Source organism: Streptomyces sp. NPDC005566 (genome assembly GCF_040605575.1).
GTDB lineage: Bacteria > Actinomycetota > Actinomycetes > Streptomycetales > Streptomycetaceae > Streptomyces.
In genome coordinates this window covers 13,977-29,570 of sequence record NZ_JBEXDB010000016.1, presented here as the reverse complement: position 1 = coordinate 29,570, position 15,594 = coordinate 13,977, and the positions used below count along the sequence as shown (strand labels likewise).

The following is a 15,594-nucleotide window of genomic DNA, read 5'->3' as shown; positions in this document are numbered from 1 at the left end:
TGTGAGAAGCGCTGCCACAACGCCGGACGGGCCCTGGAAGTCAAGCCCGTCCGGCGTTGTCGTACGTGGCGCCTATGGTTGCTGTGGACGGATGGACAGCGACACGGACGGCACGGACGGGCGGAACGGGACGATGAGTGTGACGACCGAGAGTGCCGCGCAGCAGACGCTGCACCGGGTGTTCGGGTACGAGGCGTTCCGCGGCGAGCAGGGTGCGGTGATCGACCACGTGGTCGCCGGCGGCGACGCGGTCGTGCTCATGCCCACCGGCGGCGGCAAGTCCCTCTGCTACCAGATCCCCGCCCTGGTCAGGCCGGGTACCGGCATCGTGATCTCTCCGCTGATCGCGCTCATGCAGGACCAGGTGGACGCCCTGCGCGCGCTCGGGGTCCGGGCCGGCTTCATGAACTCCACGCAGGACTTCGACGAGCGCCGCTCGATGGAGGCCCAGTTCCTGGCGGGCGAGCTCGACCTGCTGTACCTGGCCCCGGAGCGGCTGCGCCTGGACTCCACCCTCGCGCTGCTCGCCCGCGGTGAGATCTCCGTCTTCGCGATCGACGAGGCGCACTGCGTCGCCCAGTGGGGCCACGACTTCCGCCCCGACTACCTGGCCCTGTCCGTCCTGGGCGAGCGCTGGCCCGACGTACCGCGCATCGCGCTCACGGCCACGGCGACCGAAGCGACGCACCAGGAGATCACGCGGCGCCTGGGCATGCCCGAGGCCAGGCACTTCGTGGCCGGCTTCGACCGGCCCAACATCCAGTACCGCGTCGTGGGGAAGTCCGACCCGAAGAAGCAGCTGCTCACCTTCCTCCAGGAGGAGCACCCCGGGGACGCGGGCATCGTCTACTGCCTCTCGCGCAATTCGACGGAGAAGACCGCCGAGTACCTCTGCCGCAACGGCATCGAGGCCGTGCCGTACCACGCGGGCCTGGACGCGTCGATGCGCGCCGAGCACCAGTCGCGCTTCCTGCGGGAGGAGGGCCTGGTCGTCGTCGCGACCATTGCCTTCGGCATGGGCATCGACAAGCCCGACGTGCGCTTCGTCGCCCACCTCGACCTGCCGAAGTCCGTCGAGGGCTACTACCAGGAGACGGGCCGCGCGGGCCGTGACGGTGCGCCCTCCACGGCCTGGATGGCGTACGGACTCCAGGACGTCATCCAGCAGCGCAAGCTGATCCAGGGCGGCGAGGGTGACGAGGCGTTCCGGCGCCGGGCCGCCGCGCACCTCGACTCGATGCTGGCGCTCTGCGAGACCGTCCGGTGCCGCCGCGCCCAGCTCCTGACGTACTTCGGCCAGGAGCCCGGTTCCGAAAGCTGCGGCAACTGCGACACCTGCCTCACCCCGCCCGAGACCTGGGACGGCACGGTGGTCGCGCAGAAGCTGCTGTCCACCGTCGTCCGGCTGAAGCGTGAGCGCGGGCAGAAGTTCGGGGCCGGCCAGATCATCGACATCCTGCTGGGCCGCAAGACCGCGAAGATCATCCAGTTCGACCACGACCAGCTCTCGGTCTTCGGTATCGGTGAGGAGCTGGCCGAGGCGGAGTGGCGTGGTGTGGTGCGCCAGCTGCTGGCCCAGGGGCTGCTCGCCGTCGAGGGCGAGTACGGCACGCTGGTGCTGACCGAGGAGAGCGGTTCCGTGCTCGGCCGGGAGCGCGAGGTACTGCTGCGCAAGGAGCCGAAGAAGCCGACGGCCAAGTCGGGGAGGGGCGAGCGCAAGGGCAAGTCGGCCGCCGCCGTGGCGGACCTGCCGGCGGAGGCCGTCCCGGTCTTCGAGGCGCTGCGCGCCTGGCGCGGCGCCCAGGCGAAGGAGCTGGGCCTCCCGGCGTACGTGATCTTCCACGACGCGACGCTGCGGGAGATCGCCGCGCTCCGCCCCGGTTCGCTCGCGGAGCTGGGCGGGATCAGCGGCCTGGGCGAGAAGAAGCTGGCGACGTACGGCGAGGGCGTCCTGGAGGTACTGGCCGGCCTGGGGGACGCGGAGCCGGGCGCCGACACGGACCCTGCCCCCGCCGTGCCGGAACCGGCGAGCCGGCCGGCCGCGGTCGCGCCGCGGCCGGAAGCCGCGCGTACCGCCGAGCCGGTGCGGGCGGTGCGGGCGGTGCGGGCGGTGCGGGCGGAGCAGTCGGCACGGGCGGAGCAGGACACGGACACGCACTTCGGCTGGGACGAGGAACCGCCCGAGTTCGAGTGAGCGCGTGACGGGCGGCGACGGGTCTACTCCGGCGTCGCCCGGCGGCGCGGGGTGATGGCGGTGAGGTCGAGATCGATCTCGAAGGGGACGGAGACCTTCATGCGGTCGTGGAAGATCCCGGTGGAGGTGTAGGCCCCGGTGGCCGGCTCCAGCTCGCGACCGGTTCCGTCATCGGCGTCGATCTCGGTATCGCCTCGTTCCTCACCGACTCCGACGGCACGCACATCCCCAACCCGCGCCACGCCCGCAGGGCCGCCGCCAAGCTGGAGGCCGCGCAGCGGGCGCTGTCCCGGTTCCCCCGGTGCAGGGCCAAGGACCGCACCCGCAACCATCAGCGGGCGGTGGAGAAGGTTGCGGCTCTGCACGGCAACGTGCGGCGACGACGGCTCGACCACGCACACAAGACCGCGTTGACGCTGGTTCGTGAGCATGACTTCATCGCGCACGAAGACCTGAAGATCCGCAACATGAGCAAGGCTCCCGCACCGAGGCCCGACCCTGATAGTCCGGGCGTGTTTCTGTCCAACGGGGCAGCGGCCAAGGCCGGGTTGAACCGTTCGATCGCTGATGCCGGATGGGGGGTGTTCCTAACGATCCTGAACGCAAAGGCTGAGAGTGCCGGGCGGGAAGTGATGGCCGTGGACCCCCGCAACACCTCCCGGCGGTGTCCCAAATGCGGGCACACCACGAAGGAGAACCGGCCCACACAGGAGAAGTTCCACTGCGTCGGCTGCGGCCACGCCGCGCACGCCGACCTCGTCGGGGCACTCAACGTTCTACGGGCCGGGCTGGTCCGTCGCAACGCCAACACGGCATAACGAGAAGCCCCGCCCTTCAGGGCGGGGAGGAGTCACACGAAGGAGTCTCGCGGGCTGACGGGCTGGGCTCGTCCAGCATCCGCCGACAACCGGATCAAGCCCACCCGCACGTGTGCACGACTCACGCGTCATTGACCACCGCACCCCTCGCCGCGTAGGCGCGCACGTCCGCGTCCGGGTCGGTGAGGACTCCGGCCAGGGCCTCCCGGGCCGCGTCGTGGGCCGTGTGGTGGAGCAGCGCCAGCACCGCCGCCTTCCGCACGTCGGCGTTCGGGTCGCCCAGGGCCCCGGCCAGCGGGGTGACCGCGGCATCCGGGTCCGCCGAGGAGAGCGCCGTCGCCGCTCCCGCGCGGACCTGCCAGGCAGGATCCACCAGGGCCTCGGTCGCCCTCGCGGCGTACGGCGCAGGGCACCCCGTCGCCGCCAGCGCGGACAGGGCGGCGGCGCGGACCAGCGCGTCCCCGTCCTCCAGCAGCGGGGTGAGCGGCTCCGGGGCGGGGGAGTGCGTGGCGGCCAGCCCCTTCGCCACGGCCACCCGGACCTCGCGCGACGGATCTGCCGCGGCCGACGCCAGGACCTCCACCGCGTCCACCGAGACGAGAGCCCGGACGGTGTGCAGCCGCACGTCGATGACCGGGTCGCCGAGCGTGCGCGCGTACAGGTCCGCGTCCCCCAGCCGCAGCGCCCGCAGGGTGTCCAGCGCGGTGGCCCGTACGACGGGGTCGTCCGAGCCGAGTGCCGTCACCAGCGGTGCGCGCAGGGCCGGTTCGGCAGGCAGCACCTCGACCAGCTCCCGCAGGGAGGCGGCGGCCGCCGCCCGCACCGACGGTGCCGGGTCGGCGAGCGTCCCGGCCAGCGCCGGACCGGCGCCCTTCGGCGTCGACTCGGTGAGGGCGGCCACGGCCGCCCGCCGGACCGCCGGGTCCGCGTCGGCCAGGTACGGGGCGAGTACCGGCAGGTCCGGCTGGTCGTCGGCGAGCGCGAGGAGTTCCAGGATCCGGGGGGACGGGCCGGAAGGCGCCGGGACAGCGGCGGAGGCCGCAGCGGCCCCATCGGACCGGGCGCCGGACGACGGGGCCACGTCCCGCCGGCCCGCCGTGGCCACCTGCTCCGCCGCCACTTCGCCGATCTCGCGCGAGGCCCCGCCCACCGGGGCGAAGCCCTCCACGGGCACGAGGTAGGGAGCCACCGGCCGGGCCGTGAACTCCATCGCGCCCGAAGCGGACTTGCGCAGGTCCAGGTGGTGGAACCAGTCCGCGTCGTCCCGCTCGGGATGGTCCGTACGCTCGTGGTACAGGCCCCAGCGGGACTCCGTGCGGGCCAGGGAGGAGCGCGCCGCCATCTCCGCGCAGTCCCGGATGAAGCTCACCTCGGCGCACCGCATCAGCTCGTGCGGGGTCGTCGCGCCCATCTCCGCGATGTCGGTCCGCATCCGCTCGAACGCCTCCAGCGCGAGCGAGAGCCGCGCTCCCGACTTGGGCGGGGCCACGTAGTCGTTCACGAAGCGGCGCAGCTTGTACTCGACCTGCGGCTGCGGCGGCCCCTCGGGGTTGTGCAGCGGCCGGTAGATCAGTTCGTGCGCCTCGCGCAGCTGCTCGGCGGGCAGTTCGCCCTCGTACGCCGTGAACTGCGAGGCATCGGCGCCGGCGAGGTCACCGAAGACGAACGCGCCGATCATGTAGTTGTGCGGGACGCAGGCCAGGTCCCCGGCGGCGTACAGGCGCGGCACCGTCGTGCGGGCGTGGTCGTCGACCCGGACGCCGGAGGCCGAATGGCCGCCGCACAGGCCGATCTCGGAGATGTGCATCTCGATGTCGTGGGTGCGGTAGTCGTGGCCCCGGTTCGCGTGGAACGTGCCGCGAGTGGGCCGTTCCGTGGTGTGCAGGATGCCCTCCAGCGCGCTGACGGACTCCTCGGGGAGGTGGCTCAGCTTCAGGTACACCGGCCCCCGGTCGGAGGCGACCTCCGCCGCGAACTCGGCCATCATCTGCCCCGACCAGTAGTCGGAGTCGACGAAGCGTTCGCCGTGCCGGTTCACCTGGTAGCCGCCGAACGGATTGGCGACGTAGGCGCAGGCCGGACCGTTGTAGTCCTTGATCAGCGGGTTGATCTGGAAGCACTCGATCCCGGTCAGCTCGGCGCCCGCGTGGTACGCCATGGCATAGCCGTCCCCGGCGTTGGTCGGGTTCTCGTACGTCCCGTAGAGGTAGCCGGACGCCGGCAGTCCGAGCCGTCCGCACGGCCCGGTGGCCAGGACGACGGCGCCGGCGCGGACCGTGACGAACGCTCCCGTACGGGTGTTGAAGCCCGCCGCCCCGATCGCCCGGCCGTCGTCACCGGTGAGGATCCGGACCGGCATCACCCGGTTCTCGATCCGGATCCGCTCCCGCATCTCGCGGCGCCGCAACTGCCGGTACAGGACCTTCTTGACGTCCTTGCCCTCGGGCATCGGCAGCACGTACGCACCGGAGCGGTGCACCTGGCGGACGGCGTACTCCCCGTGCTCGTCCTTCTCGAACTTCACCCCGTACGACTCCAGCCGCTGCACCATCGGGAAGCCGAGCTCCGCGGTCCGGCGGACGGTGGACTGGTCGACGATGCCGTCGTTGGCACGGGTGATCTCGGCCACGTAGTCGTCGGGTTCGGCCCGGCCCGGGATCACGGCGTTGTTGACGCCGTCCATGCCCATGGCGAGGGCGCCCGAGTGCCGGACGTGCGCCTTCTCCAGCAGCACGACGGACGCGCCGTGCTCCGCGGCGGTGAGGGCCGCCATGGTGCCGGCCGTGCCGCCCCCGACGACCAGTACGTCGCAGGAGAGTTCCTCGGCGTCGGCGAGGGCGGGGATCTGCACGGTCATGCCTTTCAGTGGGTGGGAGTGAGCGATTCGAGGACCTCGCGGCGCAGCGCGACGGTCGCCGGGTCGGAATGCGCGGCGCGCTCGCGCGGACGCGGTACGTCCAGGACGCGCCCGGTGGGCAGCAGCGCCACCCGGTCGCCGAGGAACAGCGCCTCGTCCACGTCGTGCGTGACGAAGACGACCGTGGCGCCCGTGCCGTGCAGGACGTCGACGAGCAGCTGCTGCATTCCTGCCCTGGTCTGGGCGTCGAGCGCGCCGAAGGGCTCGTCCATCAGGACCGCGCGCGGGTCGGCCGCCAGCGCGCGGGCCAGCTGCACACGCTGACGCTGGCCGCCCGAGATGCGGTGCGGAAGCTTCGCCCCGTGGCCGTCCAGGCCGACCCGGGCGAGCCAGGACTCGGCCCGCCGCCTGCGCTCGGCGCGGCCCACGCCCCGGATGGCGAGGGGCAGTTCGACATTGGCACGCACCGTGCGCCACGGCAGCAGCGCGTCGTCCTGGAAGACGAGGGCACGCTCGGCGTGCGGTGCGGTGATCGCCTCGCCGTCCTGGGTGACCTCGCCGCCGAGCGCGGGCAGCAGCCCGGCGAGGGTGCGCAGGAGGGTGGACTTGCCGCAGCCGGACGGGCCGACGACGGCGAGGATCTCACCGGGTACGACATCGAGGTCGATGTGCTCCAGGACGGGTGCTCCCACCCGGCCGAGCACGGCGCCGCGCAAGGTGAGCCGGACGCCCGGGGACGTGGTGGTGGTCACGGGTGCACCCGCTCCTTCGCCAGGGGGGCCGGCACGGCAGCCGGCGGGGGTACGGCCCGGGGCCGGTGCCGTACGGGGGACGGGGGACGGTTCTCCGTACGCGGCAGCCACCGTGTGAGCCGGCGGCCCAGCAGTTCCACCGCCGTCGAGGTGATCCAGCCGAGCAGGCCGATCGTGGCCATGCCGACGAAGACGCCCGGGTAGTCGACGACCGTGTAGTCCTGCCAGGTGCGGTACCCCACCCCGTACTCGCCGGAGATCATCTCGGCGGAGATCACACAGATCCACGACACCCCGATGCCGACGGAGAGCCCGCCCAGGATGCCGGGGAGCGCGCCGGGCAGGACGACGGAGCCGAGGATCCGCCACCGGCCGCCGCCCATCGTCAGGACGGTCTCCTCCCACACCGGTGTGAGGGCGCGCACCGCGTGCCGGGTGGAGACCATGACCGGGAAGAACGCGGCGGTGCACGTGATGAAGACGATTCCCTGCTCGTTGCTGGGGAAGAGCAGGATCGCCACCGGCACCAGCGCGATGGCCGGGACCGGGCGGATCACTTCGAGGACCGGGCCCAGCAGATCGGAGGCCAGCCGGGAGCGGGCGACGGCCGTGCCGACCGTGATGCCCAGGACGGCGGCCAGGGCGAAGCCGGTGATGATCCGGGTCAGGCTGTCGGTGAGGTCCTGCCAGTACGCGTCGCTGCCGAGCCGGCCGCCGAAGGCGCGCGCCACATCGATCACCGTCGGGAACTGCTCGAAGCGCAGCCACAGGTTGATGTCGAAGGCGGTCAGCAGTTGCCAGATGCCCAGGGCGGCCACCAGCGACAGGGCCCGCAGCACGATCGACCACCGGCCGCTCATGAGGCGCTGGCCCGGTCGAGCGCGGTGGCGTACGGGACGATCCGTGCGCCGGGGTGCGCGGCGACGTCGGCGCGGGCCGCGGATCCGGTGACGTACGGCCGCAAGGCGTCGCCCTGGGACACCCAGACCGCCCGGTCCGCGAACCACAGTGTCCCGGTCGTCGCGTCGGGGACGTACGCGGCGCGGACCTGCCCCGGGTGCGCGGCGGCGAACCGCAGGACCTCGACGGGGGTGGCGAACGCCGACGTGGTGTCCTTGCCCTTCAGCCAGACCTCACCGCCGCGTGCGGCGGGCGGACCGGCCGCCCGCGCCTTCGCGTAGGCGGAGCCGTACACCCGCTTCACGTACTGCTCGTCGACGAAGGCGTCCACGTCCACATCGCCGACCAGCTTCGCCGAGCGCAGGACGGGGACGTCCTTCTCGAGCGCCGCGACCAGCGCCGGTTTCACGGTGGTGTCGAACGTCGCGATGCCTTGGGAGCCGTTGTAGAGGTGCACGACCTCGGCCGGCAGTCCGGTGGCCTTCGCGACCGACTCGGACGACGCCACCGGGTGGTCGTGCAGATAGTCGGTCGCCCGGCCCTGCGCCCGCAGGAAGTCCTCCAGCACGGCGGGCCGCTTCTTCGCGAACTCCTCACGGACGGTGACCCCGTGGAAGGTCGGGAGATTGAGCTCCGCCCCGTCGTAGAGGGCCTTCGCCCGGCCCTGGAAGGCCAGCAGCCCGGGCCAGGCCACGAACTGCGAGAGGGCGTCCGCGCTGCCGGCCTGGAGCGCCGAAGCGCCCACAGCAGGCTGCTGGTTGAGCTTGCGGATGTCCTTCTCCGGATCGATTCCTGCCTGCTGGAGGGCGCGTACGAGCGTTCCGTCGGCGGCCGACCCGACACTCGTGGAGACCTTCTTGCCGCGCAGGTCCTCCAGCGAGTCGAGGTCCGAACCGGGGGCGGTCACCACGGTGTTGAGGCCGCCGCGCAGGTTGTACCCGGTGACCGAGACGAGCTTGGTGGGGCGGTTCAGCTGCTTGCCGCGGGCCGCGTTGATCAGCAGCGGGAAGTCACCCATCGAGCCGATGTCGATCTTTCCCGCGGTCATCTGCGCGGTGATCGGCGCGCCGGTCGCGTAGTCCTGCCACTTCACCCTGTACGTGACGCCGTCCCGTTCTCCGCGGGCCCGCAGCTCGTCCTCGAAGTAGCCGAGCGAGCGCAGGAGGGTGCCCGCGGTGACGGTGTTGATGGTCCTGGACTGATAGCCGACGGTCACCGTGACCGTGTCGCTGTCACCCGCGCTCGCTTCGCCGCCGCAGCCCGCGGTGAGCGGGACGAGAGTGGCGGCGGTGAGCAGGGCGCCGGCGCGGATTACCGTGCGTCGCAGCATGGGAGGAGGGGCCTTTCACCGGAGGAGGTAGGGCATGTTGACCGTGACGGCGTCGGTGGGACACCGGGCCGCGCACGGGCCGCAGTACCAGCACTCGTCGACGTGCATGAACGCCTTGCCGCTGTCCGGGTTGATGGCCAGGGAGTCGAGAGGACACATGTCGACGCAGAGGGTGCAGCCGTCGATGCACTTCGACTCGTCGATGGTCACGGGCACGTCGGCCCGCTGGGGCGCCAGAGGCATGGCGGTCTCCAGGAAAGAAGGGGAGGAAGGGGTCTCAGTCGGACCTGTGCAGCAGGCCGCTCATGGTGATGCGGTCACCGCGGAACCGGATGAACTCCAGGTCCACGGGCCGCCCGTCACAGAGATGGGTGAGGCGTTCCAGCATCAGGACGGCGGCGCCGTGCGGGGTCTCCAGGACGGCGGCGGAGTGCGCGTCGGCGTTGACGGCCTCCAGGGTGATCTCGGCCGTGCCGAGCGCCTGGCCCGTCAGGGATTCCAGCAGCCGGAAGACATCGGTGTTCTCCAGGTCGCAGCCCAGCAGCCCGGCGCCGATGTCCATCGGGATGTACGTGAGGTCGAGGGACAGCGGCAGGCCGTTCAGCAGCCGGCGCCGCTCGATGTAGAGGACGTCGGTGTGCTCGGCGATCCCGAGCCGCCGCGCGACGGGTCCGGGGGCGGGCACGGGGCCGACGGTGCGGACCTCGTTGGTGACCCGGCCGTGCTCGTGCAGGGTCTCGGCCAGACCTTGGAGCCGGTCCAGGCCGTGCGAGTACTTCTCGCTGACGACGACGGTGCCGACGCCGGGCTGGCGTTCCACCAGCCCTTCCGCGCGCAGCAGGTCCAGCGCCTGGCGGACGGTGTTGCGGGAGACGCGGTAGTCGGCCCCGATGGTGTCCTCGAACGGCAGTACGCCGCCGGGAAAGCCGCCTGTGCGCACCTGGTGGCGCAGCAGGTCGGCCAGCAGCCGGGCATGGTCCGCGCGCAGCCGGCGCCGGCGGGCGGCGGCGACGGGCACGGTGTGCTCACGGATACGATCGGCTGGCATGCGCTGGACCATACCGACGGGGTCCCCGCGATGGTGTTGCCGCAGTGTTGCGCCACTTCGAGCCACGGGACGCAAGGCCGTGACCTGTGGTTTTCCTCCAGGGAGACGAAGATCTGCCACCCGGGACGACCACTACTCGGACACCCGGGGCGTCAGTCGCCGCCCCCGCCCCCGCCTCCACCCCCGCTGATGCCTCCGCCGCCGTTCCGGCCGGCTTTGTCCTGACGCACGTTGCGGTGCACCGCCAGGGCCGGCCACTCCTCGCGGGCCAGCGCCCGCACGGCCGAACGGGTCCGCCGGTCGCCCTGCCTGACCGCCGACGGCAGCTCGACCGCCGCGGCGAGAGCCGCCAGCAGCCTGTCGCGGCGGTCGGGGAAGCCCGCCCCGCAGGCCGCCGCGAAGTGTTCCCGTATGTGCGCCGACAGGCCTCCGGGGCCGGGGAGGTGGCGGTGGTAGGGCAGCAGGCCGAGGAAGCGGCGGGTCTCCCTGCGCAGGATGCCGCGCTGCACCAGCGCGTCGAGATAGAGGCCCTCGGCCTGCCGCCCGGCATGCCGGACCCAGCCCCTGGCCGGCACGCCCCCGCCGAACCGGCTCTTGGCCGGCGCCGGCAGGCTGCGCAGGAACACCGCGAGCAGCGGGTCCGGCGGGTCCAGCGGATTCGCCACATGCACCCGGCCGCGCTCCTCGGTGATCCGCCCCTGGAGCTCCAGCTCGGCCAGGACGGCCCCGGCCAGGCCGTACTCCAGGGACCTGCCCCGGCACAGCGGCTTGCCGCGCACGGGGTCCAGCGCGAGCAGCAGCAGTTCCTCGGGGAGCGTCGGCCGGTCGTTCACGCGGCGGGCACGATCCGGCCGGTGACCTCGCCGAGGCCGACACGCGTGCCGTGCGGCCCGGGGGCCCACGCGGTCAGGGTGACCGTGTCGCCGTCCTCCAGGAACGTCCGCTTGCCCTCGGGCAGGTCCAGCGGGTCGCGGCCGTTCCAGGTGAGTTCGAGCAGGGAGCCGCGCTCGCCGGGCTCGGCACCGCTGACGGTTCCGGAGCCGTACAGGTCACCCGTGCGCAGCGAGGCGCCGTTCACCGTCATCTGGGCCAGCTGCTGCGCCGCCGTCCAGTACATGGAGGAGAACGGCGGCTCGGAGACCGGATGTCCGTTGATCCCGACCGAGATCCGGATGTCGAAGCCGCCGGGCTCCTCGTCGTCCGCGTCGTCCAGATAGGGGAGCAGCTCGAAGTCCCGGGCGGGCGGAGCGGTCCGGGCCGCGTCCAGGGCCTCCAGCGGGGTCACCCACGCCGATACGGAGGTGGCGAAGGACTTGCCGAGGAACGGGCCGAGCGGCACGTACTCCCAGGCCTGGATGTCCCGCGCCGACCAGTCGTTGAGCAGGCAGAGACCGAACACGTGCTCGCGGAAGTCGGCGAGCGCGACCGGGGCGCCCTGCTGCGAGGGGACGCCGACGACGAAACCGACCTCGGCCTCGATGTCCAGCTTCACCGAAGGGCCGAAGACGGGGGCCGGGTCGGTGGGCGCCTTGCGCTGACCGGAGGGACGCACCACCTCGGTACCGGAGACGACGACCGTGCCGGCCCGCCCGTGGTAACCGATCGGCAGGTGCTTCCAGTTGGGGGTGAGGGCTGCACCGTCGGGCCGGAAGATCCGCCCGACGTTGGTGGCGTGGTGCTCGCTGGCGTAGAAGTCGACGTAGTCCGCGACCTCGTACGGCAGGTGCATCGTCACCGTGTCCACCGGGTGGAGCAGGGGCTCTATGTCCGGGCGGTGCGCCGGGACCGTGACCCAGGCGGTGAGCGCGCGGCGCACGTCCCGCCAGGCGGTGCGGCCTGCCGCGAGGAGCGGCATCAGGCTGGGCCTGGCGAGCAGCTGGGCGTACGGGGAGCCGAGCGCGTGCGCGGCTGCCCCGGCGTCCAGCACATGGGCGCCGATGCGGACGCCGACCCTGCGGTCGTCCGGGTGTTCGGGGGTGGAGAACACTCCGTACGGAAGGTTGTGCGGACCGAAGGGGTCGCCCTCGGCCAGATCGAGCGGGCTGCTCTCGGGCATCTGTTGCTGCCTCGCTTTCCAGGTCGCTTGGGGGACACGTTACGTCGGCGGTGGCACCCGGCGGCAGTGTCTCAACTATGCGTAATGCCCGGAAAGTTCCGTCGTACTCCTGTATGGCCGTCGCCTTCATCCCGCCGTGCGCGGGATCCTCTTCTCCCAGGTCCGGTGGAAGACGATCTCGTCGCCGTCCCTGCACACCACCTCGTTGGACGTGATGAAGTCGTCGTCGTCCGCGCTCGTCTCCGAACGCGACTCGATCCTCACGTCCCAGGACATCTCCGGCCGGTGCAGCCGGATCTTCCAGTCCGAACGGGCGGCGGCCGAGAGCGGGTCGTCCTCGCGGATCGTGTACGTCTCGACCGCGTCCTCGGTGAACTCCAGCCCGTCCGGGTAGACACGCGTACCGCCGTAGCGCGGGTCGACCTCGAGGCGCCATTCGCCCTTGGCCACGTCACGGACCACCAGACGCTCCGGGCGCTCCTCGTCGAGCGTGACCGGAAAGACGACACCGAGCGGCTCCGCCTGCTCCGGTTCGCCGAAGCTGATCGCCGGGTCCTCGGTGTGCCTGCGCACCGGGAGTTCGACGAGGCTGCCGTCCGCGTCGAGCGTGAAGCCGTCCGAGCCGGCCTGAGGCCAGATCCACGGCCAGTACGAGGACGAGACGGCGAGCCTGATCCGGTGGCCGGGCGGGAACGTGTGCCCGATGCCGTTCAGCTCGAAGGTCACGTCCTCGGTCTCCCCGACGGGCCAGTCCTCCGACCGGTCGCGCCCGTGGCGTGCCGCCAGGTTCAGCACGCCCCGGGTGACCAGGGTCGAGGCGCCGTCCGGGGCCACATCGCAGAGCCGGGCGATCGCCTGGCCGCGCGGCACGTCCATCCGGATGCGGAGCTTCACCCGGGGCCGGCCGAGGATCTCGATGGGAGCCTCCTGGACGGGGAACTCGAAGCACACCGACCTGGCGTCCTCGCCGCGCTGGTCGGGCGGCAGGTCGGCGTCGTTGCCGAAGGGGAAGAAGCGGCCCGCGTCCAGCCCGGTCTGCTGCGGCGAGCGGACGGTCTGCGGGCCGCCCTGGAGGGCGTACGCCACCGGCGCGACGTTCTCCGACGGCCAGTCCGCGTCGCCGACCCAGCGGCCGGGAAGCGTCTCGTAGACCGTCGCGGGAGGGTGTGAACCGCTGATCCAGGACCTCAGCAGGGGCTCGTTCATCACCCCGGTGTCCTTGTCCTTGAGGTGCTGGTCCCACCAGCGCAGGGTCTCCTGCAGGAAGCCGATCGCGGGCCCCGGAGGCAGCCCCCGGTCCGGGTACTGGTGCGACCAGGGGCCGATCAGCCCGCGCACCTTCGCCGGGTCCAGATGCTCGACGAGCCGCAGGACGGTGTCGCGGTACGGGTCGTGCCAGCCGCCGACCGCGAGGACGTGGGCCTTGACGGCGCCGTAGTCCTCGCAGACGCTGCCGTGCTTCCAGTAGTCGTCACGGGTCTGGTGCGCCAGCCACGTGTGGATGAACGGATCGACGGCCTCGAGCCGCTTCAGCCACATGTCCCTCCAGTCGTCGCCGACGTCCGCCGGGTCGGGCGGACGGGAGACGAAGGCCAGCATGGTGGCGGCCCAGGCGTGCATGTCGACGGCGAGGACGGAGCCGCCCATGTAGTGCACGTCGTTGTCGTAGCGGTCGTCCGCCGAGCAGACGGTGACGACCGCCTTCAGGGGCTCCGGCGCCAGGGCGGCGATCTGGAGGGAGTTGAAGCCGCCCCAGGAGATGCCGAACATGCCCACCCGGCCCGAGCACCACTCCTGCTGGGCGAGCCAGTGCACGACGGCCACCCCGTCGGCGAGCTCCGTCGCGTCGTACTCGTCGCCCGGCATGCCCTCGCTGTTGCCGTGCCCGCGCACATCGACCCGTACGGAGGCGTAGCCGTGGCCCGCGTACCAGGGGTGGCGCTGCCAGTCGCGCGGGGCCGTCCAGTCGCTCAGCCGGTAGGGCAGGTACTCCAGCAGCGCGGGCACCGGTTCGTCGGTGACCGGCCGCCAGATCCGCGCGTACAGCTGGGTGCCGTCCGACAGCGGGATGTAGAGGTCCTCGTGGGTCGTCTCGTACGGGAATTCGGTGCGGATCTGCATGGCGGTCCCTCAGTGGACGGGGTGCATGGTGCGCTTGAGCCAGGGAGCGGCGGCGAGGACGGCCACACCGGCCGCCACCGCGATTGCGCCATTGACACCGAAGTAGGCGGGGTTGGAGACCTCGCCGTACAGCTTCACGATCTGTGCCTGGATGCCGTTGGCGAGGGCCAGGGACAGGAACCACAACGCCATCGTCTGGCTGGCGTACGCCTTCGGGGCGAGCTTCGTGGTGGCCGACATGCCGGAGGTCTCCAGCAGGACGTCGCCGAGTCCGAGGAGCAGGTAGGAGCCGACGATCCACCAGGCGGCCATCCGGTAGGTGTCGTCGGCGTGCCCGGAAGTCGGCAGGACCATCAGGAGGAACGACAGACCGCCGAGGATCACCCCGAAAGCGATCTTGTTCGAGGCGTGCGGCTGGCGCGGACCCATCCGGGCCCAGACCGCCGCCACGACGGGCGCCAGGGCGACCTCGAAGGCGCCCAGCGCGGAGGCGTACCAGCTCGCCGGGAAGTGGAAGCCGAAGATTTCCGTACGGGCGTTGGTCGAGGCGAGCAGCATCATCGTCGAGTACGCCTGGAAGAGGATGAAGTTGAAGACGACGGACGCCAGGAAGAGCACCACGTACGGCCGCAGCCTGCCGCGTTCCTCCGGGGTCACCCGGGGGCTCCGGAACATCACCACGAAGTACACGACGGGCGTGATCACCGACACCAGGGTGAGCACGTCGACGAAGCGGTCCATGGTCAGCCACCCGGACAGCGCGAGGGCCGTCGCCACCAGGGCGACCACGACGACTCCGGCCGCGATCGTCAGCACCGCGCGGCGCATGGGACCGGGCGCCAGGGCGTACTCCGCCGCGCGCTTCCGCCCGGCCAGATGACGCCGGCCCAGCACGTACTGGATGAGGCCGAGCGTCATGCCGAACGCGGCGGCCGAGAAGCCCCAGTGCCAGCTCGCGTGCTCGCCGAGCCAGCCGGTGACCAGCGGACCGGCGAAGGCGCCGATGTTGATGGCCATGTAGTACAGGGCGAACCCGGCGTCGCGGCGCTGGTCCTCGGTGGCGTAGAGCTTGCCGACCATGGAGGCCACGTTCGGCTTGAGCAGGCCCGTTCCCGCGCTGATCAGGCCGAGGCCCACCCACGTCATCGTGGCGGTCGGCACGGCCATCGCGTAGTGGCCGCACGCGATGAGGATGCCGCCGTACAGGACGGCGCGGTACGAACCGAGGATCCGGTCGGCCAGCCAGCCGCCCGCGACGGACACCAGATAGACCAGCGTGCCGTAGGCGGCGGACACCGAGGCGGCGGTGCCCGGGTTCATGCCCATGCCGCCGTTCGCGACCGTGTCGGCGAAGAAGAGGACCAGGATGGCCTGCATCCCGAGGAACGAGAACCGCTCCCAGACCTCCAGCCCGGACAGGGTCATCAGACCCCGCGGATGGCCGAAGAAGGCGTGGTCGTCCCCGGGCGGCGGCTGGGCCGGCTCGACGTCGGTCGCGGTGTGGGACAAAGCGGCAAC

The 15,594-nt window shown here is 71.9% G+C and carries 11 protein-coding genes and 2 pseudogenes; 2 read left to right on the top strand and 11 right to left on the bottom strand.

Going from position 1 to position 15,594, the window contains the following annotated elements; all coding sequences use genetic code 11:
* The first annotated feature begins 133 nt into the window (after nucleotides 1-133).
* The gene (recQ, locus tag ABZS61_RS24405; protein WP_356425490.1) at nucleotides 134-2,194 is read left to right on the top strand and encodes a DNA helicase RecQ; all 2,061 of its coding nucleotides are present in this window, start codon (nucleotides 134-136) and stop codon (nucleotides 2,192-2,194) included.
* Nucleotides 2,195-2,217: 23 nt separating this feature from the next.
* Here recQ and ABZS61_RS24400 read toward each other — a convergent pair.
* Nucleotides 2,218-2,349 (bottom strand): annotated as a pseudogene (locus tag ABZS61_RS24400) (Uma2 family endonuclease); the annotation flags it as partial.
* Nucleotides 2,350-2,352: 3 nt separating this feature from the next.
* Here ABZS61_RS24400 and ABZS61_RS24395 point away from each other — a divergent pair.
* A pseudogene (locus ABZS61_RS24395) lies at nucleotides 2,353-3,012 on the top strand (transposase); the annotation flags it as partial.
* A 121-nt stretch (nucleotides 3,013-3,133) separates the two neighbouring features.
* Here ABZS61_RS24395 and ABZS61_RS24390 read toward each other — a convergent pair.
* The 10 genes from ABZS61_RS24390 to ABZS61_RS24345 all read right to left on the bottom strand — a co-directional run bounded on the left by ABZS61_RS24390 (nucleotide 3,134) and on the right by ABZS61_RS24345 (nucleotide 15,585).
* On the bottom strand, nucleotides 3,134-5,869 hold the full coding sequence (locus ABZS61_RS24390; RefSeq protein WP_356425012.1) for a fumarate reductase/succinate dehydrogenase flavoprotein subunit: 2,736 nt from the start codon (nucleotides 5,867-5,869) through the stop codon (nucleotides 3,134-3,136).
* A 5-nt stretch (nucleotides 5,870-5,874) separates the two neighbouring features.
* Complete coding sequence (locus ABZS61_RS24385; protein WP_356425009.1) at nucleotides 5,875-6,621, bottom strand: ABC transporter ATP-binding protein; 747 nt, start codon at nucleotides 6,619-6,621, stop codon at nucleotides 5,875-5,877.
* The gene (locus ABZS61_RS24380; protein ID WP_356425006.1) at nucleotides 6,618-7,481 is read right to left on the bottom strand and encodes an ABC transporter permease; all 864 of its coding nucleotides are present in this window, start codon (nucleotides 7,479-7,481) and stop codon (nucleotides 6,618-6,620) included. Before ABZS61_RS24380 ends, ABZS61_RS24385 begins: the two co-directional genes overlap by 4 nt.
* Nucleotides 7,478-8,848 (bottom strand): ABC transporter substrate-binding protein, encoded by a 1,371-nt coding sequence (locus ABZS61_RS24375; RefSeq protein WP_356425487.1) that lies wholly within the window; start codon nucleotides 8,846-8,848, stop codon nucleotides 7,478-7,480. The genes ABZS61_RS24380 and ABZS61_RS24375 overlap by 4 nt, the downstream gene beginning before the upstream one ends.
* An 18-nt stretch (nucleotides 8,849-8,866) precedes the next feature.
* Complete coding sequence (locus ABZS61_RS24370; protein WP_266533934.1) at nucleotides 8,867-9,094, bottom strand: ferredoxin family protein; 228 nt, start codon at nucleotides 9,092-9,094, stop codon at nucleotides 8,867-8,869.
* Between the two features lie 34 nt (nucleotides 9,095-9,128).
* Nucleotides 9,129-9,899 (bottom strand): GntR family transcriptional regulator, encoded by a 771-nt coding sequence (locus ABZS61_RS24365; RefSeq protein WP_356425002.1) that lies wholly within the window; start codon nucleotides 9,897-9,899, stop codon nucleotides 9,129-9,131.
* A gap of 152 nt (nucleotides 9,900-10,051) precedes the next feature.
* Nucleotides 10,052-10,732 (bottom strand): GPP34 family phosphoprotein, encoded by a 681-nt coding sequence (locus ABZS61_RS24360; protein ID WP_356424999.1) that lies wholly within the window; start codon nucleotides 10,730-10,732, stop codon nucleotides 10,052-10,054.
* Entirely contained in the window at nucleotides 10,729-11,955 is a 1,227-nt protein-coding gene (gene fahA / locus ABZS61_RS24355; RefSeq protein ID WP_356424996.1) for a fumarylacetoacetase, read from the bottom strand. Before fahA ends, ABZS61_RS24360 begins: the two co-directional genes overlap by 4 nt.
* Nucleotides 11,956-12,081: 126 nt before the next feature.
* A complete protein-coding gene (locus tag ABZS61_RS24350) occupies nucleotides 12,082-14,076 on the bottom strand; it encodes a CocE/NonD family hydrolase (RefSeq protein WP_356424992.1) in 1,995 nt (664 codons plus the stop codon).
* Nucleotides 14,077-14,085: 9 nt separating this feature from the next.
* Entirely contained in the window at nucleotides 14,086-15,585 is a 1,500-nt protein-coding gene (locus ABZS61_RS24345) for a peptide MFS transporter (protein ID WP_356424989.1), read from the bottom strand.
* Nucleotides 15,586-15,594: the final 9 nt, after the last annotated feature.

Excerpts from the sequence above, each read along its gene's own strand:
- ABZS61_RS24365 (WP_356425002.1), bottom strand. The coding sequence starts at position 9,899 with ATGCCAGCCGATCGTATCCGTGAGCACACCGTGCCCGTCGCCGCCGCC.
- recQ (WP_356425490.1), top strand. The coding sequence starts at position 134 with ATGAGTGTGACGACCGAGAGTGCCGCGCAGCAGACGCTGCACCGGGTG.
- fahA (WP_356424996.1), bottom strand. The coding sequence starts at position 11,955 with ATGCCCGAGAGCAGCCCGCTCGATCTGGCCGAGGGCGACCCCTTCGGT.
- ABZS61_RS24350 (WP_356424992.1), bottom strand. The coding sequence starts at position 14,076 with ATGCAGATCCGCACCGAATTCCCGTACGAGACGACCCACGAGGACCTC.
- ABZS61_RS24390 (WP_356425012.1), bottom strand. The coding sequence starts at position 5,869 with ATGACCGTGCAGATCCCCGCCCTCGCCGACGCCGAGGAACTCTCCTGC.
- ABZS61_RS24380 (WP_356425006.1), bottom strand. The coding sequence starts at position 7,481 with ATGAGCGGCCGGTGGTCGATCGTGCTGCGGGCCCTGTCGCTGGTGGCC.
- ABZS61_RS24370 (WP_266533934.1), bottom strand. The coding sequence starts at position 9,094 with ATGCCTCTGGCGCCCCAGCGGGCCGACGTGCCCGTGACCATCGACGAG.